Here is a 17,341-nt window from a genome sequence, read left to right on the forward strand (position 1 = left end):
GATTCCGGACGAATACGGAAGATCCACCCGGCCGCTATGGTAAATGCGCTTTGGTAAAGAGAGAGCGTGCAATGGACACGCTGGGCCCGGTTCCCATTCCCGATTGAGGCGAAATCGTTCTTTCCCGACGCTGATGATCGGTTCCGCTGCGCACCCGGTTGTGGAGGCTCGTGCAAAGGCTTCGGACCCTCAAGCAGGCTCGACGTAGTAACTGTCGCGGTGCTTGCCTTTGTACGCTTCGATGCGCTTGAGCATCTTGGGGTCTGCCCGATTGAGCACGGTTCCCAGGAGTTTCTTTTGCAGGACTTCCGAACCGGAAATCGACTCCTGAAGTGCGCTCCGCGTCGTCTTTCCCCACTCGATCACATAGACCATGGCATCCATGAGGAAGCTGACCGCCTTGGAGTCCGCGACCGGCATGACCGGTGCGAGATCGATAACGATATATTCGTAATGGTTGCGCAACGCCGCGAGGAGATCCGCCATCGCTTTAGACGCAACGATGTCGGCGGAGTTGACCATGCGTGATGCAAAAATAGCAGGCAGAAAATCGAGACCCGTTTCCTTGCTCCGCTGCACCTGGTACTCGAATGAACCTGGATCGCTAAGCGCCTCTACCAGCCCCGACCTGGCATCGGGAGCGAGCTCACGCGTCAAGGAGCGCGTGTGAAGGTCTCCGTCGATCAGCAGCGTGCGGTGCCCTGTTAGCGCGATCAGATGAGCAAAATTCGCCGCAACCGTCGTCTTCCCTTCCTTTGGCAATGACGAGACGATACCGATGACCTTAACGTCTCGGGTCAATCGCGCGACATCCACCGATACCTTGATGTTGCGTAAAGTTTCTGCGAAGCGCGAGAATGGATGATCGAGGACGTATCGGGAAACCGGAGGCGGCCCGATCGCCCCGGTCGATGCGGGGACCTTCCGTGCAGCGCGGATTTCCGGAAGAATACCGAGGCACTTTACGCCAAGCTCGTCTTCAACTTCGCCTGGAGTCCGGAGAACGTCGTTGAGAAGTTCGCGCGCAAATGCCGCGCCAAAACCAAGGCAAAGTCCTCCGACCAGGCCTCCAACAAGCGCCAGAACCGTTTTCGGAGAGCTCTTCTTGTTGGGCTTTGCGGCAGTACTGATCAGGCGTGCCTCGCTAATCGGAAAGCTTTGATTTTGCGTGGCGCTCTGAAGCTTCTCGAGGAAGTTGTTATAGAGATTACGGTAGGTGTCGGCAGCACTCTCCAGGTCGCGCAGCTTCACCCCTGCCTGGCCAGTATGGCCGGCCTGTGCGACGAGGTCCTTCATGTTGCGCTCAAGCGACGCTTCCCGGCTCTTGGCAATCTCGTAATCACTGCGATAGGCGTCGCCGATACGACGAACTTCGTCTGAAATGGCCTTGCGCACCTCGTCCATCTTGTTCCCGAGGTTGACCGTAGCCTGATGGGTTTTCCCGTAGCGCCGCGACCAATCTGCATATTGACTCTGCAGATCAAGATATTGTGCTCGAAGGCGTGTGATGACGGTGTTGTTGAGCGCATCGCTCACTGTAGATTGCGCGAGGTCCTGGTCTGAGATCGTGTCTATTCGATCGAGGCGAGCCTTGGCCTCCGCAGTTGCTGCTCGGGCCTGGACAAGTTGCGTATTCAGATCCGAGAGCTGCTGCTCGGACATCAAGCCGCGGCTCGTTCCGACGATGTTGTTTTCCGCCTTGAACGACTGAACCGCCCGGTCGCTGGCGGAGGCTTGCTGGCTCAGCTCGGCGCTGCGCTGTTGCAACCACTCGGTCGCGCGCTTGGTCGATTGATATTTCGCCTCCAGAGCCCCCACGATGTAGGTGTCCGCGATTGCATTGGCGATTCTGACGGCCTGGTCCGGGCTTTCCGACCGGTAGCTGAGCGAAAGGACATAAGTCGTCAGCACTCGCTCGACCCGGAGATTTTTTTGGATCAGCTCGACTGCGGCGTGTTCGATGCGTTCCTGCGACGGAGGCTCGCTGGAGTCAAACATCGACATAATTTTGCCGACAGCGGTGCCGAGGAGGCCTGGCTTGGAGCCCCTGAACTCAGGATCATCTGTCAGATGAAGACGGCGAACCACGGACAGGATGAGGTCGTCCGAGTTGATTACCTCGACCTGGCTGTCAACGTAGCCCGTGTCAATCAGAGCGGTGCTGTTTCCGCTGTCCTTGTCGAGCACCTGGGTCTGGCGGGTGTCCATCAGGATCCGCGCATTCGCCGTGTACATCGGCTTTGCCATCACCAGATATATCAGCACGAGCAGGAGGGAAAGTCCGACGGCTCCGGCGATCAACGGCCACTGCCGGCGCAGGACATCGGCCACGCGGTCGAAGCTGAGGACGGCCCCGCCAAATTCGATTCCGAACCGGTGCCCGGAATGGAATTGCTCTCTCGGTTGATACATAGGTAAATTCACTGCCTTGCTGCTGACGATTATCGCGGTATCGGAAGGGGCTTGAATGGATCGGCTAATTTCGTCTTCCACTCTCCCTCCAGCAGGCCAGCGCCACGGCTGGGCTGCTTGCCGTCCCGACGTTGTGCGGGAGACTGCACCGCAGCTTCGTCCTCTCCGGCGGCCGAGTATCCGGCGATCACGGTGAGGTCTGCGACCCGCTGCACAAATTCCCTGATCTTGCGCGCGGCATCACGTTTGGTCGACGTGCATCTCGCTTCGGCCAGGCGAAGCGCCGCGCCTATCGCCGTCCGATCGGACGAGGTCGCCTCCGTAATCAGCGTCTCCACGGAGGGCAGAACGGCCGGATCCGTAGCAACGTAGGACGCGAGCAGAAACTTCAGCTTTTCCTTGTTGTTGCGAAGCCGCTCGAGCAGGGAGGAGGGGGCTTTGGTGAATGCATCGAGGTCAGCGCGAGGCGCGCGGTCGGAGGATTCGACGCATTGGGCATGGACTGGGCAGACCGTGGTTCCAGTCAGCGCCACGCCTGTCAAGATCACTGCTAATGCTTTCCAATCCGCGCCGGAGCTGGTGCGGAGCTTCCCAGAGTTCACGCTCATCCACGTCTTTCGTCTGCTGGCCAGAACGACGAACTTCGCAGACAACTGTGTCATTTTTTGTGCGCTGCAAGATTCACACGTATGTGCAGTAATGTTCCCGCGCAGATTGTTCAACCAGAAGAATGTGGGCGGCGTGCCTTCGGGATGTGCAAGCTCGCGCTCCGATGTTCATGAACCGGTCACACGTTGCCTGCTGCCTTTGCAAATGGCGCTGAGGGTCTGCGCAACGTGTCGCGTATCATCGGGCACCGTTCCAAACTCAGTGTGGCCATACAAGCGACAAAATATCTCCACGCCGGCTCCGTATCGCAACGACGCCGCCATTTCGCAAAGCTTCGCCAGGTATCGCGAACGTTTGCTGATGTGGGTCACCACAAGAGTTGTGAGCGATGACATTACTGCAAGCGGTCATGCATCGGCGAGCAACTGGCTTCGCTGCGATTGAACGCGTGCGCGAAGTGGTTCAAGCTGCTGCAGTACAGGATGAATGGGAATGTCGACGTGATGCAGTCAGGTCATCGAGAGAAGCCGCATGTCCTGCCACTCGACAGTATCCGGGGTATCGCCGCCACCTCCGTCGTGATCCATCATCTTCTTTTGATGCCGACCTTTCTCGCGGCGTTCCCGCATAATGCATGGATAAACTGGTCGTTCTTCAGAAGCGCCTGGCTGCTGGTCGATCTGTTTTTCGTTCTGAGCGGAATCGTGATGTCGCTAAGCTATGTCGACGGAGACTTCGGCCGTTTCTCACTTCGGGATTTCTTGGTGAGGCGTCTCGCGCGCGTGTACCCGCTTCATATCGTCATGTTGCTGGCGAATCTTCTCTTCCGGCTGCTGCGCATCGGGCTGGTCACGGCAGGTGTCGTTGCGGCAACGCCGGCGGCATTTGAGGTGAACAACACCTATTCGTTCATTCTGAATCTCTTTCTCCTTCACTCCATGGGATTCATCGACTACCTCAGCTGGAATGCGCCAAGCTGGAGCATCAGCGTTGAATTTTATACCTACGTGATTTTTGGACTGGTGCTGCTGCTCGCGCAGCGTTTCGGTTCGTCAATCTCTTTTTATGTGACATCGGCGCTGATCGCCGCCAGCAGCTTGGGTTTCATCATTTTTGTGCTCGACAAGCCAAGTCTTGGGCTTCAGACCGACTTCGGCATTCTGCGCTGCTTTACAAGCTTCTTTCTTGGAGCTCTTGCCGTAAGAATCGTCAAGGACGTGCCGCGCACGGTGTCTCCGTTTCTTCAGGGGGCATTCCAGCTCGCCGCCATGACCGCAAGCATCGTGCTGGTGTCGATGGTGGAAGCGTATCCCGCAGCGAGCTTCCTGGCACCGATCGTGTTTGCATTCTTCCTTGGTAGCCTGCTGGCGTTTCCGAATGCGAAGCTGATTCCTCGAATGCTGGTGGCCGGGCCGCTGGTATGGATGGGGCGTCGGTCCTATTCGATTTACATGGTGCATGCGCTGATCGTACTTCTCGCAGAATATTTCGTACGGGCGCTCGGGCATCGCAATATTGCTGCGCTTGATTCGATCCTGCCTGGGCTGCCCGCCACGGCGAATCTCATCGTGTCTCTGGCCGCGGTGCTGGTTGTGTCGCACTTTACGTATCTCTACGTCGAGATCGGTGGCGGAAAGCTATTGCGGAGCGTGTTTGGAGGCCAGGGGCGGTTCACAACATCACCAGAGCCCTCGGCTCGTCCATCAAATTGAGCGCAAACATGCTTGCCATGGTGCGCCCTCGACTGACGATCATCAGCCTGAATATCGAAGCGCTCGCGCTCGGCGTTTATCTTGTTCGTGACGCGTTTGGCGGCGTGATGCGCTACTACACCAGCATTCTCCATCTGGATGCGCTCTGGTATGTCCCGGACGCGATTGCGATGCTGTGCCTGGTACAGTTCATCGCCTATTGCATCATCCGCAATCGCAGCATCATGGCGACGCTGGTGCTGGTGCAGATCATGCTGTCCCTGGTGCTAGGCTATATCATGCTCGGCACGGCCAACGCCGCCCTGTCTGCGTTCAAGATGATGTTGCCGGTTTTCGTCGGATTTTGCTTTTGTGATACGAATCTTGGCTCTTACCGGAAACTGCTGTCGGTCATCGCCGCGACCTTCTACCTCTCGATCGTTGGCGTTTTGCTAACGAAGTTTTACGTGATGCCGTGGGTCGGGTTCAAATATGAATCGTTCGGCGCGGTCCGGGAGGCGGGACGGCTATGGTGGGCTTACGGCGGGGATGATCAGCGGCTGATGGGTTTTGCCGCCGACAACACAATGGCGGCATTCTTTATTCTGGCATCATTCGCGATTACGTCGATCCGTAAGAGTACGCGCTGGTGCCTCGCTTTTGGCGCGCTTGCCATCTATGTCACCCGGCTGACCACGAGCAAGACGACACTGATCGTTCTTGTGCTCTATCTCCTGCTGCTCTTGATCGTGCGAATGCTGCCGGAAAAGTCGCGTTTCGTGGCCATTCGCAGCATCGCGCTGTGGTCGTTCGCTGCTATTCCGCTGCCGTTCTTCATGATCTGGGCTGCGTCGGGGACCGTGCCTATCCCGCATTCGACGATGTTCAGCATTCTCGACCGGATTAACAACAGTTGGCAACTTCCGTTCGTCTATCTCGGCCAGCTGATGCCAATCGGCGTGATCACCGGGTGTGGCGCCGGCTGCTTCAATTATCCACAGAAGCTGTTTTCGCCGCTCGCCGCGTATTGGGTGCCGGTCGATAATTTCTACATCGGGACGTACCTGATGTTTGGCCTTCCCTTCGCTGTGTTCATGGTCATGGTGTTCCGTGCAACCTTCGCGGTGACCGATATCTACAAGCTGACGCTCCTCTTTGTCGTCAACATGTTCACCATCACAGTTCTGAACTACGGCCCTGCATCCGGCCTACTTCTGATCTCACTGAGTTTCAGCGGAGTTTTCACCCGAAAAGCGGCGGTACAACCGCTGATCGTTCCAACGAGCCCGCCAGAGGAGGTTCTCGGACTGGGATCGGGTGGATTGGGTGGTTATCGCGGGACCAGTCCGAAACCGGCTTAGCGTGGCCGACGGGTGAGACAACGAGATGCATAAACGACTTGCGTTCATCGATACGTTGCGTGGCATAGCCGTACTCGCTGTGCTGCTGCAGCATGCGCTCGAGGTGATCGTCCAGCATCACCCGACCGGCGACTACTACTGGGCGTTTCACAACGTTCTCGGTTACTACATGAACTTCGGCCGGTTTGGCGTCGTGCTGTTCTTCCTTGTCAGCGGCTTCGTCATCCCCTTCAGCTTCCCGAACAGTGCAGCGCCAGTGCGGGATTTTGCGGTAAGCCGGGTTTTCCGTCTCTATCCCGCCTATTGGACCTCGATCCTGATCGGGCTGGTGACACTTCTGGCACTGGATGGAAAAACCTATGCGCTGGCGCAGTTTCTGGCCAATCTCACGATGCTGCAGACATTCGTGAACGTGCCGAATCTCTGGATCTTCTACTGGACGCTCGCCATAGAACTGTTGTTCTACATCGGGTGTACCATCCTCTTTGCGATGGGGTTGCTGAACCGGAGCTATACGGCCGTTTCGATCGTTATTGGCGCGGCGCTGGTCGGCACCATCGTGCCGATGTTGATCGACAGCCGGACGGTCTCATCGTTGTTGGAGGTCGCCCTGAACCTGTCGGCGATGTTTCTTGGCAAGATCATCCGCGACACGGTGATCGAAGAACGACTGCGATGGCGGCATGTTGCCGCATGCACGCTGCTTTACGCGATCTTTGCGGTGACGCTGGCGGAGAGGAGGTTCGGCGGCGTGTACCACGAGAATTTCTTCTACAGCTATTCGATCGGCTCGGCTTACGTGCTTGCCGCTCTCGTCTTCATCGTGTTTGCCACGTTCGGCGAGCGGATGGCATTGCGGTCCCTGGCGTTCGTCGGCGTCATCAGTTACTCGTTGTACCTGATGTCGCCCTTCGTGATCGTCTGGATTCATCGTCTTGTCGGCGTCGGTGACGGACCGCTTGGGTGGTCGCTTTTCGTTACCGCGATCGTCGCATTGTCGCTCGTCGTGAGCTGGCTGACTTACACGTTTACGGAAAAGCCATCGATCGCATTCGGGCACAGGTTCCGGTCGGACAGGCGGAAGCGAGTCGTTCTCGAGCCTGCTCTCAGCAGCCAGGGAGCCGCCGAGTGAGGGGCGGAGCACGCGATGCATCGGCCGGCTACGATGGATCGTTTGTGCCGTCTGTGCAGGGACTTCGTGGCATTGCCGCTCTCAGCGTGCTGATGGACCACTTTTACGACATGCCGAAGGGGGGCATGTACGACATTCTCGATCCCGGGTTCCTCCCGCCGCTGTGGCCGTGGTTGCAGTCGGTCATCAATGTCGGCGGACACGGGGTCGAACTGTTCTTCATGATCAGCGGATTCCTGATCCCGGCAAGCCTGGTCCGGCACGGGTCGTTGGCGAAATTCTTCTTTGACCGCATCTTGCGCATCATGCCAGTCTTTATCATCCTGCATCTTGTGCTGTTTTCGGTCGGCCCTTTGGTCGGTTACAAGTTCTTCCGTGGCATCGACGCTGGCAGCTATACAGGTATATTCGTTGCCAACCTTTTCTTTCTCCAGGATGCGCTAGGGCTTCCGATAGCGCAGCAAAATGCCTGGACGCTGACCTATGAGTGGGCATTCTATATCTGGTTTGCGCTGACGTTCAGCGCGCTGCGGATCGGCGGCCGGCTGCTGGCGGCTCCACTCGTTCTGCTTGGGCTCGCTTGCCTGATGCACTGGCCGATCACTGCGTTCTTCTGTATTGGAATGCTCTTTAGCGCCATCGGCATTCGCTTTTCCGTGCCGGGACGTCTCGGCGTTGCCGCTGGCCTGATCTGCGCGGTCGCGATGTATGCGAGCCTGGTGCTGTTCCATCCCTTCATCGGTCTCGTGCCCGGTGCTCTGTTGTTCGGGATGGTGCTGGCGCGCGGCTCGGGGATCGGCAATCTGCTCAACACGCCGGCGCTGCAATATGTGGGGAAGATCAGCTACAGTCTCTATCTGGTGCACCCTTTCGTTCTGTTTCCTTTGCAAGTGGCCGGTCTCAAGCTCGTCGCGACCGGCATCGACCGATGGATATTGTGGGTGGCCTTCATTGGACTGGGACTGGTGCTGTCATTGATCGCCAGCGCGATCAGCTACGAGCTGATCGAGGTGAGGCTCAGGCGCCTGATCGACGGTAGCCTGCGGGGCCTGTTCTTCCGTCCGATCGCAGGCACCGAGCATCCGGTTTCGCCATAACGGAATTGCCGCGCCCACCTAAGCGGCAACGCGGCGATAGCTTGTAAACAGATTGTCGGCGATGTGATCCCAGTTCAGCGATCCTTGCGCTGTTTCCCTTGCGCCGTCGGTCAGGCTTGCCGCCAGTGATCTCGAGGTGAGGACGCGCTCCAGCGCGTCGGCCAGCGCAGTCGCGTCTCCTGGCGGAACCAGCAAGCCATTGATTCCGTCGGTGACAACATCAGGAATGCCTCCTGTTGCGCTGGCGACAACGGGGCGGTGATTGCCAAACGCGGATGCCAGCACGCCGCTCTGCGTCGCATCCTTGTAGGGAAGCGCGACGACCTCTGCAGACTGGAAGAGGGTACTGGTGTCGGCGGCCGAGATATAGGCGTCGATGGTCTCGATGGTCGGCATAGCGGCCATGCGTGTGGTCAGTCTCACCATTTCAGGCCCGCGACCGGCAACAACTGCGTGGTGGCGAACGCGCCGTTTTGCGAGCAAGTCGATGGCGTCGAGAAAAACGTCAAGCCCCTTGTAGGCCCACATTCTGCCGAAGAAGAGAATTCGCCCCTTGATCGATTGCACGGCTGCAGTATCGGTTCGCGGCACCGTCAGCACGCCGTGCATGGACGAGGTGATTTCGCCCACATAGCCTGGTGAAGCTTTGCGGAAGTCGGAGATGCAGCTTTGACCATGCACCGTGATGTGCGTTGCCGCTGCACGCATGCGGTTGCGCAATCTTTCTTCGGTCGAGTTGGTACCCGATCCCCCCTCGGAATGGGGAATTGCATCATGCACTGTCAAAACGCGTGGCAGGCTGGTCAGTCGCAGCAACTCCATCAGGCCCGCCGTGAAATATTCCGGACATTCGTGGCAATGGACGATGTCGGGGCGAAATGCGAGTACGTCGAGGAAAGAGCTCGGAAGCCCGATTGCTCCGAAGCGACGAATGCTGAGGTCGCGCACACGGGTATCGAACGGTTCGGAAGACGGAATCCAGGAAAGGTCCCACTGCTGGTTGGCGTCCTTGCGATTGAGCACGAGACGGACTTCGCAGCGCCGTGCCAGCCCCGCGGCAAGCCTGTAGGAATATTCGGCGAAATGCGGCGCGTAGATTGCGACGCGGAGGCGCTTAGCCATCTCAGTTCTCTCCGCTCCAAAGGTCGATCGGGAATGCACCCATCAGGGCACGATGATCAAAGTTGAGGCGCGCAGCTCCACCCATCTCGCGCCCTTCGTCGATGCTTGAGGCAAACTCGACGCCAAACCGGCCGGTGCCTTCGTAATAGTCACGGTACTTGAACTCAGATTCCCCGCTGCTTAGCCGCACGTAGCGCGCCGGTATTCCGAATGCCTCGGCGACGATGATGCCATGGAGCGAGCTGGCCAGAACCAGCTCGGCTTCCAGAATGGCGTCAATACGTCGATTCCAGGATCCAAGGGGTGAGACCACTGTATTGGCAGTATGGTCGATCAGATTCAAATCGTGCAGGTTCGGCACGAACACCCATTGCTTCGTGGCAGTTGGATGAAAGCGATTGGGAAACAGCCGGGGAATTAGCAGCGCAGGGTCACCAAACACCTCGGGCACAGTAATGCCCCGGCGTCGCAGGATCTCCAGTGTGCGCGGGCCGCGCACCGCGCGTACATCCAGGGTCTGCACGCGTCGATTGAGGTCGCCCTGGCCCGGGCGTCCATTCACCCCGCTGCCCCAGACGACGTCACCATTTCGCGCATAGTGGAGCACCGAGCCGATCGCGAATATGCGCTTTTGCAATGGCACCTCGTCCGCGAGCGTGTAGCCGAAATGTCGCAGGAGATGGTCGACCACGACCACCGACAGATAGTCACCGAAATTGATGGTTCCGTCGTCTGGTCGCCAGAAGAACAACTCCACGTGCGGATATGGCAGCGGATGAATGAAGTCGCAGCCGACTTCGTTGATCAGTCGTCGCAGATTGCCCCGGAAATTCATACTGCCTCGAATTGTAGCTGCTTTCTCGCCGTAGTGTCCTCCTAAACAAGGCGACTATTGGACCATTGCAACTGATGGCTCAATGACGAGCGTTCGGCTAACCCGAGATGTGACAGGCTTCCATTTGCGCCTCGAAATTATCAAGTCGCGCTCGATCATTTCGGGCGTCATCTGGTCAGCGCTCGATTCGGCGGTCGGCCAGTCGCTCACGCTTGTCATCTACATGATGATGGCGAGGTTGCTATCACCGCAGATCCTTGGCGTCGTGGCAACCGGCGCCCTGGCGCTCGATTTCTGCCGATCCGTTCTGATCGAGAGTGTTGCGATCGCCGTCCAGGCGCGTGCCGAGCCGAAGGACGAGGATTACACTGCCTCTTTTTGGCTCATCGCCGGTCTCTCTTTGCTTGCGGCGCTCGCGCTTTTCGTTTCTAGCGATGCGATCGAACGTTTTTCCGGCCTTTCGGACATGGCTCTCGTTCTCAAGGGGTTTTGCATCGTGGTTGCGGTGCAGGGCTTGTCGCGGACGCACGAGGCCTGGTTGACCCGCAATCAGCTGTTTCGATCCCTTGCAATCCGCTCGCTGCTGTCCATTTCGGCGGGCGGGGCTGTTGGCATTGCGCTGGCAAGCCAGGGCTACGGAGTCCTTGCGCTGGTCGGGCAGCTCGTCACAACGTCGCTGATTTCGCTGATCAGCCTGTGGACCCTCACGCCCTGGACACCCGGTTTCCGCTTCAGCCGAAGGGCCGCCACTGAGCTTCTGAGGTACGCGCGCTACGTGGCGTTGACGGGAATCACGAACTTCGCCAACGCCAATTCCGATCTGATCTTCGTCACATGGTATACCGGCGCCGCCGGCGCGGGCTTCTACAGCCTGGCCAAGCGGCTGGTCAATGCCGTAAGCATCGTGATCGGAAATGCGTTGAACCGCGTCTTCTTTGCGACGATCGCCGGCCTCCAGCATGATCAAGGGGCTTCGCGGGCGACGCTTGTCGATTTCGTCATGTACACGTCGCTGCTGACGGCCCCGATTTTCGCTGGAATTGCGGCGCTGGCGCCGGATCTGATCGTCGACTTCTTCGGGTTGAAGTGGATTGAAGCGGCCCCGCTCCTCTCCATCATGTCGGTCACGGGATTCCTGACGACGATTGGCCTCTACAATCACTCTGTTATTCTGGCCTTCGGAAAGCCCCATTGGCAGACCTGGCTGACGCTGATCTATGCAGTTTCGAACATCACGATCTTCGTTGTTGCCGCGCCGTTCGGCCTGATTGCGATTGCGTCCGGCTATGTCGTGCGAGCCCTGGCGCTGTATCCGCTATCTGCGGGAGCCTCGATGCGCATCCTGTCGCTGGGGATCAGGCCTTATATCCTGGCGCTGATGCCCGCATCTGTAGGCTCCGCGGTGATGACAGGCGCGGTCGTGGGTGCATCCGTCGCCCTGCCGGCGATGTCATCGTGGCTGCGTCTTGCTGCGCTCGTGCTGTTCGGCTCCGCCGTCTATCTGGTCGTCGTGTTCGCGATGGCCCGTCCCGCCGCGATGCGGATATGCCAGGCAGCACTGAGACACGTCAGGCGATCGTCCAGCACCTAGCCTTCAAGACCTAGCTTGCGTTCGCGGCCTGTCTGGTTTCGGTGAGATCGAGTGGGGCGGCGGTCGAAGCGCGGGTCAATTTCGGGTCCCCCGGCGCAAGCCGGTTGAGCAATTTTCGTGCGGGGTTTTCAACGTAGTTATATGTGACGTCGGCAACGACCGTCAGGATGATGCAACAGACCAGGGCGAAAACCGGAAAGAAGCCCGGTTGCAGTCCGAAATAATGCCAGGCCGGCTTGAACAGCAGGATAAGCACCAGCTCGTGCACCATGTAGATCGCGTATGAGGTGTTGCCGAGCCGGCCGAGCCAGTTCGAGCCTGGAAATCGGTCAAAGGCGCTTTCGCCGAGGGCGGTGCAAAGGATTGCCAGAGAGAACAGGATAATCGCGAGATCCGGCTTGGCATATACGTTCAGGACCAGGACCGAAACCCCGAACAGTGCGATGCCGGCGATCGCAACCGGCTTCCTTCGGTAGTCCTGGGACAGCTTGAAGAGGACCGTCAGCAGGATCCCGTTCAAGAAGCTCGGCAGCGCGCGCAGCATGCCAAAATCGAAATTCGCTCCGTACATCTGGGATGGCTCTTGCCAAATCGGCAGATGGCCATGAGCCAGGATCGCGTAGGAGATCGCCACGATAAGCGCCAGCACGAGAGGCGGCACGCTGGCCGCGGCGAGTATGAGAACCGGAAAAAGCAGGTAACAGAACAATTCCGCGCTGATCGACCACGAGGGCGAGTTGAAGCTTAGATGATCGGTAATGCCCCAGGCCTGCACCAGAAAGAGGTTGTAGACGAAATCCAGCGGCCCCGTATGCGAGGTGGGACCCGCTATTCCGATCCAGGCGAGGGTCACGAATGCGAACAGCGTCAGTAAGTGTAACGGGTAAATTCGCGCGACGCGCCGGACCAGGAAGCGACCGTAGGAGCGGATCCCCGTCGATTTCGCGGGGTAGGAATAGGAAATCACGAAACCGGAAAGGATGAAGAACATATCCACAAACAGGCCATAGGAACCGTTCCAGGCCGGGGAGATGCCCTTGTCTATGTTCTTGAGATGGAAGATGAAGACGCCGAGTGCGGCGACGAAACGGTAGAAATCGAGAACGACGAAGCGTCCTGGTCCACGAGAGTCCATGTCGGCGCAGAATTCCTTCGAGAACGTTGCCTCCTTCTAGGGATCAATTGTGACGCAACTTCGCAGAATGCCGGGCGGCGCTCCGCAAATCGCGACGGTCCGCTCTGCGTTCCCGGCGGGCTCTTGCAACGTCAGCGAAATTGCAAAGTCAGGTGCCCAAGGGGGCGGCAGGCGCCCCAATGATTGCTCGGGCGATTGGATCGGCGTCCAACCCCCGCGCGATGCTGATGCACGTTTGCGACAAGCTCCCGCCTTCAAACGAAGAGGAAATTGTGGCTTGTCAGACTGGCGACGCTGACGTTCTTGATAAGGATCGAATCGCTCTCCGCGAGGGAAACCACGGCGTCCGCGCCCGATTGCGTGATTTGCAGGTGGCCGTAGTCAGCCGCCAGCAGTTTCGAGATCTCGATAACGTCGTGGTTGCCGGCATTGCCGGCATGGAAGTTGGCGATCTGATCGAGCCCATGGTCGTAAGCGATGGTCGTCGAGCCGGGCGCCGTCGAAAACACGTCGTTGCCGTTTCCGCCCGCGATCGTTACACCAGCAGCGACCGCTGTGACGTTGTGCGCACCCGCCGCATTTGTGGTATCAAAGTATTGAAGCGCATTGGCGGCATTGTAGTGCTCATGCTGCACCGTGCCCTGCTGCCCCTTGAAGTTGAACAGGAGAACGTCCCGGGATCCGTCTACATTGTTTGCGACCTCCTGGGTCTTGGAGCCCGCGCTGTCATAGATGTCGGTCAGCTTGCTGCCATCATCGTGGACGACTTGAGTATAGTCCAGGGTGCCGTCCGCGTGCGTCCTCGTGATCGAATCTATGTTGCCGGAAGCGTCGAGGTGCTGATGCTGAGTGGTGTAGCTCTGGCCGCCCACGTTGTAGCTCCAATTGTCCGAGCTGTGATCGGCGTTCGTAATGTAGGCGGCGGTCTTGATGCCGTTGTTATAGACTGTGGTAGAGCTGTAGCCATCGCTCTTTGTCGTTACCTCGCTCGTTAGAATACCCTTGGCGTCATACCAGTCCGACGTCTTGGTGCCGTCGGTGCTCTGCTTCAGCGTGAAGGCCAGGCTGTTGTCGGCGTGCGTCCGCACGATGTCGCTGAGGAAGCCCGTCTTGTCATAGACGTCGTGCTCGGTGGTGTAATTCTGACCGACGACGTTCAGCAGAAAGACGTCTCGCGAGCCATCAGCGTGGAAATCGGTCTCCGTCATTTTGACGCCGGAAGCGTTGTAGTTGCTGACGACGCTGCTTCCGTCTCCATGGACCAGCTGGCTGTAGTCAAGCGTGCCGTCTGCGTGGGTCCGCGTCATCTCCGTTAGCTTGCCGGAAGCATCGAGATGCTGGTGCTGGGTCGTGTAGCTCTGTCCCTTGATGTTATAGCTGTAATTGTCGTGGCTGAGGTCCGCATTGGTGATGTAAGCTGCGGTCTTCACGCCGTTGCTGTACACCGTCGTGGAATCGTAGCCGTCGGTCTTTTGCACAACCTCGCTGGTGAGACCGCCCGTGGTGTCGTACCATTCAGTAGTCTTCGTGCCGTCGCTGCTCTGCGCCAGCTTGAAAGCCAGGCTGCCATCGGCATGCCGGCGCACCAGCGTTGTCAAGAATCCTGTCGCGTCGTAGATGTCGTGCTCGGTCGTATAATTCTGGCCGGTAACATTATAGAGCCAGACATCCTTGCTGCCATTGGCGTGATAATCCGTCTCCTTGGTCCTGCTGCCAGCTGCATCGTAGTTGGTCACGACGCTGCTGCCGTCGCTGTTGATGATCTGGGTATAGTCCAGGGTTCCATCGGCGTGCTTGCGGGTTACGCTCGTCACTTTGCCGGAAGGATCGACATGCTGGATCAGCGTGACGTAGCTCTGGCCGGTGACGCCGTAGCTGTAATTGTCCTGGCTGCCGTCGGCATTGTGCACGTAGGCCTTGGTCTTCAGACCATTGCTGTAGAGCGTAGTCGAGTTGAAGCCGCCGGCCTTCTGCACGACCTCGCTGGTCAGGTTGCCTGCGGCATCGTACCAGTCGGTGGTCTTGGTCCCGTCCTTGCTCTGGACCAACTTGAAGGCGAGGCTGCTGTCGGCGTGCCGGCGGACCAGCGTGGTGAGGAACCCGGTCGAGTCGTAGATGTCGTGCTCAGTCGTGTAGGTCTGGCCGGTGATGTTGTACGTCCATACGTCCTTGCTGTGATCGGCGTGATAGTCGGTCTCAACCAGCTTGAGGCCCGAGGCGCTATAATTGGTGATGACGCTGCCGCCGTCGCTGGTGAAGACCTGGGTCGAGTCCAGCGTGCCGTCGGCATGGGTGCGAGTCACGGAGGTGAGCTTGCCGGTCGTATCGAGGTGCTGGACCTGAGTAGTATAGGTAAGTCCCTTGATGTTGTAGGTGTAGTTGTCCTGGCTGTGATCGGCGTTCAGGACGTACGAGGCAGTCTTCAAGCCATTGGTATAGATCGCTGTCGAATAGTAGCCAGTGGGCTTCTGCACGACCTCGGTGAGAAGAGTTCCGGCCGTGTTGTACGTGTCGGTGGTTCTGGTTCCATCAGTCGCTAGATGGATGAAGGAAGACTTTATGCCTGCGGTATAGCCGATCGCATCCTTGGAGCCGTCCGAATTGACAATTGTGGTGGAGACTGGAAGTCCGCTGCTGTTGAGCCCGGTATCCGCCGTTGAGACGAGCTTTCCAGTGGCGTCATAGGTCTTCGTGTTGATCCAGCTCGCTGCCGAGTTCGTCACTGAGAACGAATATCCACCCTGTATTTTGGACAGGGCGCTGCCGTAGTGGGCGATGATGTAGTCCATCGTCGCCTTCGACGCGACCGGCAGGATGTGCGTGTCGGTTAGCGAGATAGTTTTCAGCGCAGCCGATGAGCTCAAGTCGGACAACTGCGGCACAATCTCCGCCGCCGTACCGCTCACACTTGCTTGCGTGCTCGGAGGCGTCGACGTGGTCGCAGGCGCGTCGATCTCGATAATGAGCGGGTGATCGCTAACAGGGATGGTGATCGTGCTGACATCGGTGTAGCTGGCGATCGCCGACGTTCCCGTCAATGTGTCGTAGACCTTTACGGAATGATGCACGCCGCCCAGATTAAGGGTGACGGTCTGGCTCGGGTTGGATATCTCGGCGTCGGCCGCATCGTTCCAGAGCTTCGGCTCCGCCCACACAACAAGCTCGTAGGCCCCATTGCTCTTGCCCAGCACCATGCTGTTGCCCGAGGCCGGCATGTTGCTCAGCGTATAGTTCAGTGGATCAGTCGGCTCGTGGCCGCCCTTGCCGTCATCTGCGAGAATGCTCGTCAGATTGTGAATCGCCGTCGCGGCGAGCTTGGGTGTCCCGTCCGAGTGGAACAGACCGAACTTGGCTTCCGGGTTGGTATTGCCTGTCGAAGAGTCCCGGTCGAACATCTCGTAGAGATAGGTCGCGCTTACACCCCCCTTGTAGGCATCGACCAGGGTGTTGAGGATGGACTTGGCCTGCACGGTCTCGTCCACGCCGAGATATTGGGTGTTGGCCTGAGTCGTGTAACCCGTCTCGGTGATAACGACGGGCTTTCCTGGTGCCGCGGCCGCCACGGCGCTTAGTGTTGCAGCCAGTGAGCTGTTCGGCGTGGCGCCGGTGCTGACATAGGCGTGGGCGTTGACGAAGTCGACCGAGCCCGACATGTTGCCGAGCTGGCTGTAGCCCTGCGGGTCATTATAGGCGAGCGACAAGTTGTAGACGGGAATGCCGGCCAGCGCCGCGTCGCCCTTCACCGCATGATACAGCACGCTCTGATACTGAGCTGCGGCCCCAAGCGTCGAGCTGCCATTGTAGCTGAACGGCTGGTGATTGGCTTCGTTCAGCCCCTCGATTGCGCTGATGCTGCCGGGGTGGCTCATCGCGAATTTTTCGAGCGATACGATGTAGTTGGCCAGTCCCGCGCTACCCTGGCCAGGCAGAGCGGACGATACGATGAAGTCGAACTTGTAACCGGCAGCCGCCAGCCCTTCAACGACCGGCTGTGCCGCCGGGTTGGTCGCCATCGCGTCGCGGAGATGGGTGACGCCGAGATACTTCAGGTCATCGACCATCAATGCGAGATTATTGTAGTCGGTCCACCCGAAGCCGGCATGCGTGTTGACGCCGATGGAGTTGATGAAGCCGCTTGCGGAGAGGACGGTTTGATCTGACGACATTTCACACTCGAATTTCTACGCGAACGAAATTGCTCGCAGGGATTTGCGTTCAACCTTCTCGATCGAGTGTGAATTTCAGATAAAAATCGGAGCTACAAATCGAGAGCGATCAGCAGTTCCTCGCAGGAACAGGTCGACTCTGATTCAAGAGAATAACGATGTCGTGCCGACGCAGCATGACCTGAAGATG

Annotated in this window: 11 protein-coding genes; 5 read left to right on the forward strand and 6 right to left on the reverse strand. The window is 58.4% G+C overall.

The features are described 5' to 3' along the window. Positions 1 to 189: 189 nt before the first annotated feature. Together BRA1417_RS0114090 and BRA1417_RS0114095 are read right to left on the reverse strand one after the other, a co-directional pair. Positions 190 to 2,412 (reverse strand): GNVR domain-containing protein, encoded by a 2,223-nt coding sequence (locus BRA1417_RS0114090; protein WP_027516287.1) that lies wholly within the window; start codon positions 2,410 to 2,412, stop codon positions 190 to 192. Between the two features lie 29 nt (positions 2,413 to 2,441). Continuing rightward, on the reverse strand, positions 2,442 to 3,020 hold the full coding sequence (locus BRA1417_RS0114095) for a hypothetical protein (RefSeq protein ID WP_245286229.1): 579 nt from the start codon (positions 3,018 to 3,020) through the stop codon (positions 2,442 to 2,444). A 483-nt stretch (positions 3,021 to 3,503) separates the two neighbouring features. Here BRA1417_RS0114095 and BRA1417_RS0114100 point away from each other — a divergent pair, with 483 nt between their 5' ends. Genes BRA1417_RS0114100 through BRA1417_RS40485 form a run of 4 tightly spaced genes read left to right on the forward strand, consistent with a single transcriptional unit; the run spans position 3,504 to position 8,302 of the window. Beyond that, positions 3,504 to 4,733 (forward strand): acyltransferase, encoded by a 1,230-nt coding sequence (locus BRA1417_RS0114100; RefSeq protein WP_027516289.1) that lies wholly within the window; start codon positions 3,504 to 3,506, stop codon positions 4,731 to 4,733. An 8-nt stretch (positions 4,734 to 4,741) separates the two neighbouring features. Further along, positions 4,742 to 6,073 carry a hypothetical protein gene (locus tag BRA1417_RS40480; RefSeq protein ID WP_245286230.1) on the forward strand — a complete coding sequence of 444 codons (1,332 nt, stop codon included), beginning with the start codon at positions 4,742 to 4,744 and terminating at the stop codon, positions 6,071 to 6,073. A 25-nt stretch (positions 6,074 to 6,098) separates the two neighbouring features. Further along, positions 6,099 to 7,205, forward strand: a complete 1,107-nt coding sequence (locus BRA1417_RS0114110; RefSeq protein WP_027516290.1) for an acyltransferase — start codon at positions 6,099 to 6,101, stop codon at positions 7,203 to 7,205. Next, entirely contained in the window at positions 7,202 to 8,302 is a 1,101-nt protein-coding gene (locus BRA1417_RS40485) for an acyltransferase (RefSeq protein ID WP_035968530.1), read from the forward strand. Before BRA1417_RS0114110 ends, BRA1417_RS40485 begins: the two co-directional genes overlap by 4 nt. A gap of 18 nt (positions 8,303 to 8,320) precedes the next feature. Here the strand turns inward: BRA1417_RS40485 and BRA1417_RS0114120 are convergent, their stop codons facing one another. Further along, positions 8,321 to 9,424 (reverse strand): glycosyltransferase family 4 protein, encoded by a 1,104-nt coding sequence (locus BRA1417_RS0114120; RefSeq protein WP_051448345.1) that lies wholly within the window; start codon positions 9,422 to 9,424, stop codon positions 8,321 to 8,323. Between the two features lies 1 nt (position 9,425). Then, the gene (locus BRA1417_RS0114125; RefSeq protein WP_084462240.1) at positions 9,426 to 10,259 is read right to left on the reverse strand and encodes a polysaccharide pyruvyl transferase family protein; all 834 of its coding nucleotides are present in this window, start codon (positions 10,257 to 10,259) and stop codon (positions 9,426 to 9,428) included. A gap of 82 nt (positions 10,260 to 10,341) precedes the next feature. Here BRA1417_RS0114125 and BRA1417_RS0114130 point away from each other — a divergent pair, with 82 nt between their 5' ends. Continuing rightward, complete coding sequence (locus BRA1417_RS0114130; RefSeq protein WP_084462241.1) at positions 10,342 to 11,850, forward strand: lipopolysaccharide biosynthesis protein; 1,509 nt, start codon at positions 10,342 to 10,344, stop codon at positions 11,848 to 11,850. A gap of 10 nt (positions 11,851 to 11,860) precedes the next feature. Here BRA1417_RS0114130 and BRA1417_RS0114135 read toward each other — a convergent pair whose 3' ends face one another. Beyond that, a complete protein-coding gene (locus tag BRA1417_RS0114135; RefSeq protein ID WP_027516294.1) occupies positions 11,861 to 12,985 on the reverse strand; it encodes an acyltransferase in 1,125 nt (374 codons plus the stop codon). A 254-nt stretch (positions 12,986 to 13,239) separates the two neighbouring features. Next, entirely contained in the window at positions 13,240 to 17,046 is a 3,807-nt protein-coding gene (locus BRA1417_RS0114140; RefSeq protein WP_371259990.1) for an RHS repeat protein, read from the reverse strand. Positions 17,047 to 17,341: the final 295 nt, after the last annotated feature.

The sequence above is a fragment of the Bradyrhizobium sp. WSM1417 genome (assembly GCF_000515415.1).
Classification (GTDB): domain Bacteria; phylum Pseudomonadota; class Alphaproteobacteria; order Rhizobiales; family Xanthobacteraceae; genus Bradyrhizobium.

Bases quoted from the DNA above. Each gene is read 5' to 3' on its own strand.
- BRA1417_RS0114090 (WP_027516287.1), bottom strand. From the start codon at position 2,412: ATGTATCAACCGAGAGAGCAATTCCATTCCGGGCACCGGTTCGGAATC.
- BRA1417_RS0114095 (WP_245286229.1), bottom strand. From the start codon at position 3,020: ATGAGCGTGAACTCTGGGAAGCTCCGCACCAGCTCCGGCGCGGATTGG.
- BRA1417_RS0114100 (WP_027516289.1), top strand. From the start codon at position 3,504: ATGAATGGGAATGTCGACGTGATGCAGTCAGGTCATCGAGAGAAGCCG.
- BRA1417_RS40480 (WP_245286230.1), top strand. From the start codon at position 4,742: ATGCTTGCCATGGTGCGCCCTCGACTGACGATCATCAGCCTGAATATC.
- BRA1417_RS0114110 (WP_027516290.1), top strand. From the start codon at position 6,099: ATGCATAAACGACTTGCGTTCATCGATACGTTGCGTGGCATAGCCGTA.
- BRA1417_RS0114120 (WP_051448345.1), bottom strand. From the start codon at position 9,424: ATGGCTAAGCGCCTCCGCGTCGCAATCTACGCGCCGCATTTCGCCGAA.
- BRA1417_RS0114125 (WP_084462240.1), bottom strand. From the start codon at position 10,259: ATGAATTTCCGGGGCAATCTGCGACGACTGATCAACGAAGTCGGCTGC.
- BRA1417_RS0114130 (WP_084462241.1), top strand. From the start codon at position 10,342: ATGACGAGCGTTCGGCTAACCCGAGATGTGACAGGCTTCCATTTGCGC.
- BRA1417_RS0114135 (WP_027516294.1), bottom strand. From the start codon at position 12,985: ATGGACTCTCGTGGACCAGGACGCTTCGTCGTTCTCGATTTCTACCGT.
- BRA1417_RS0114140 (WP_371259990.1), bottom strand. From the start codon at position 17,046: ATGGTCGATGACCTGAAGTATCTCGGCGTCACCCATCTCCGCGACGCG.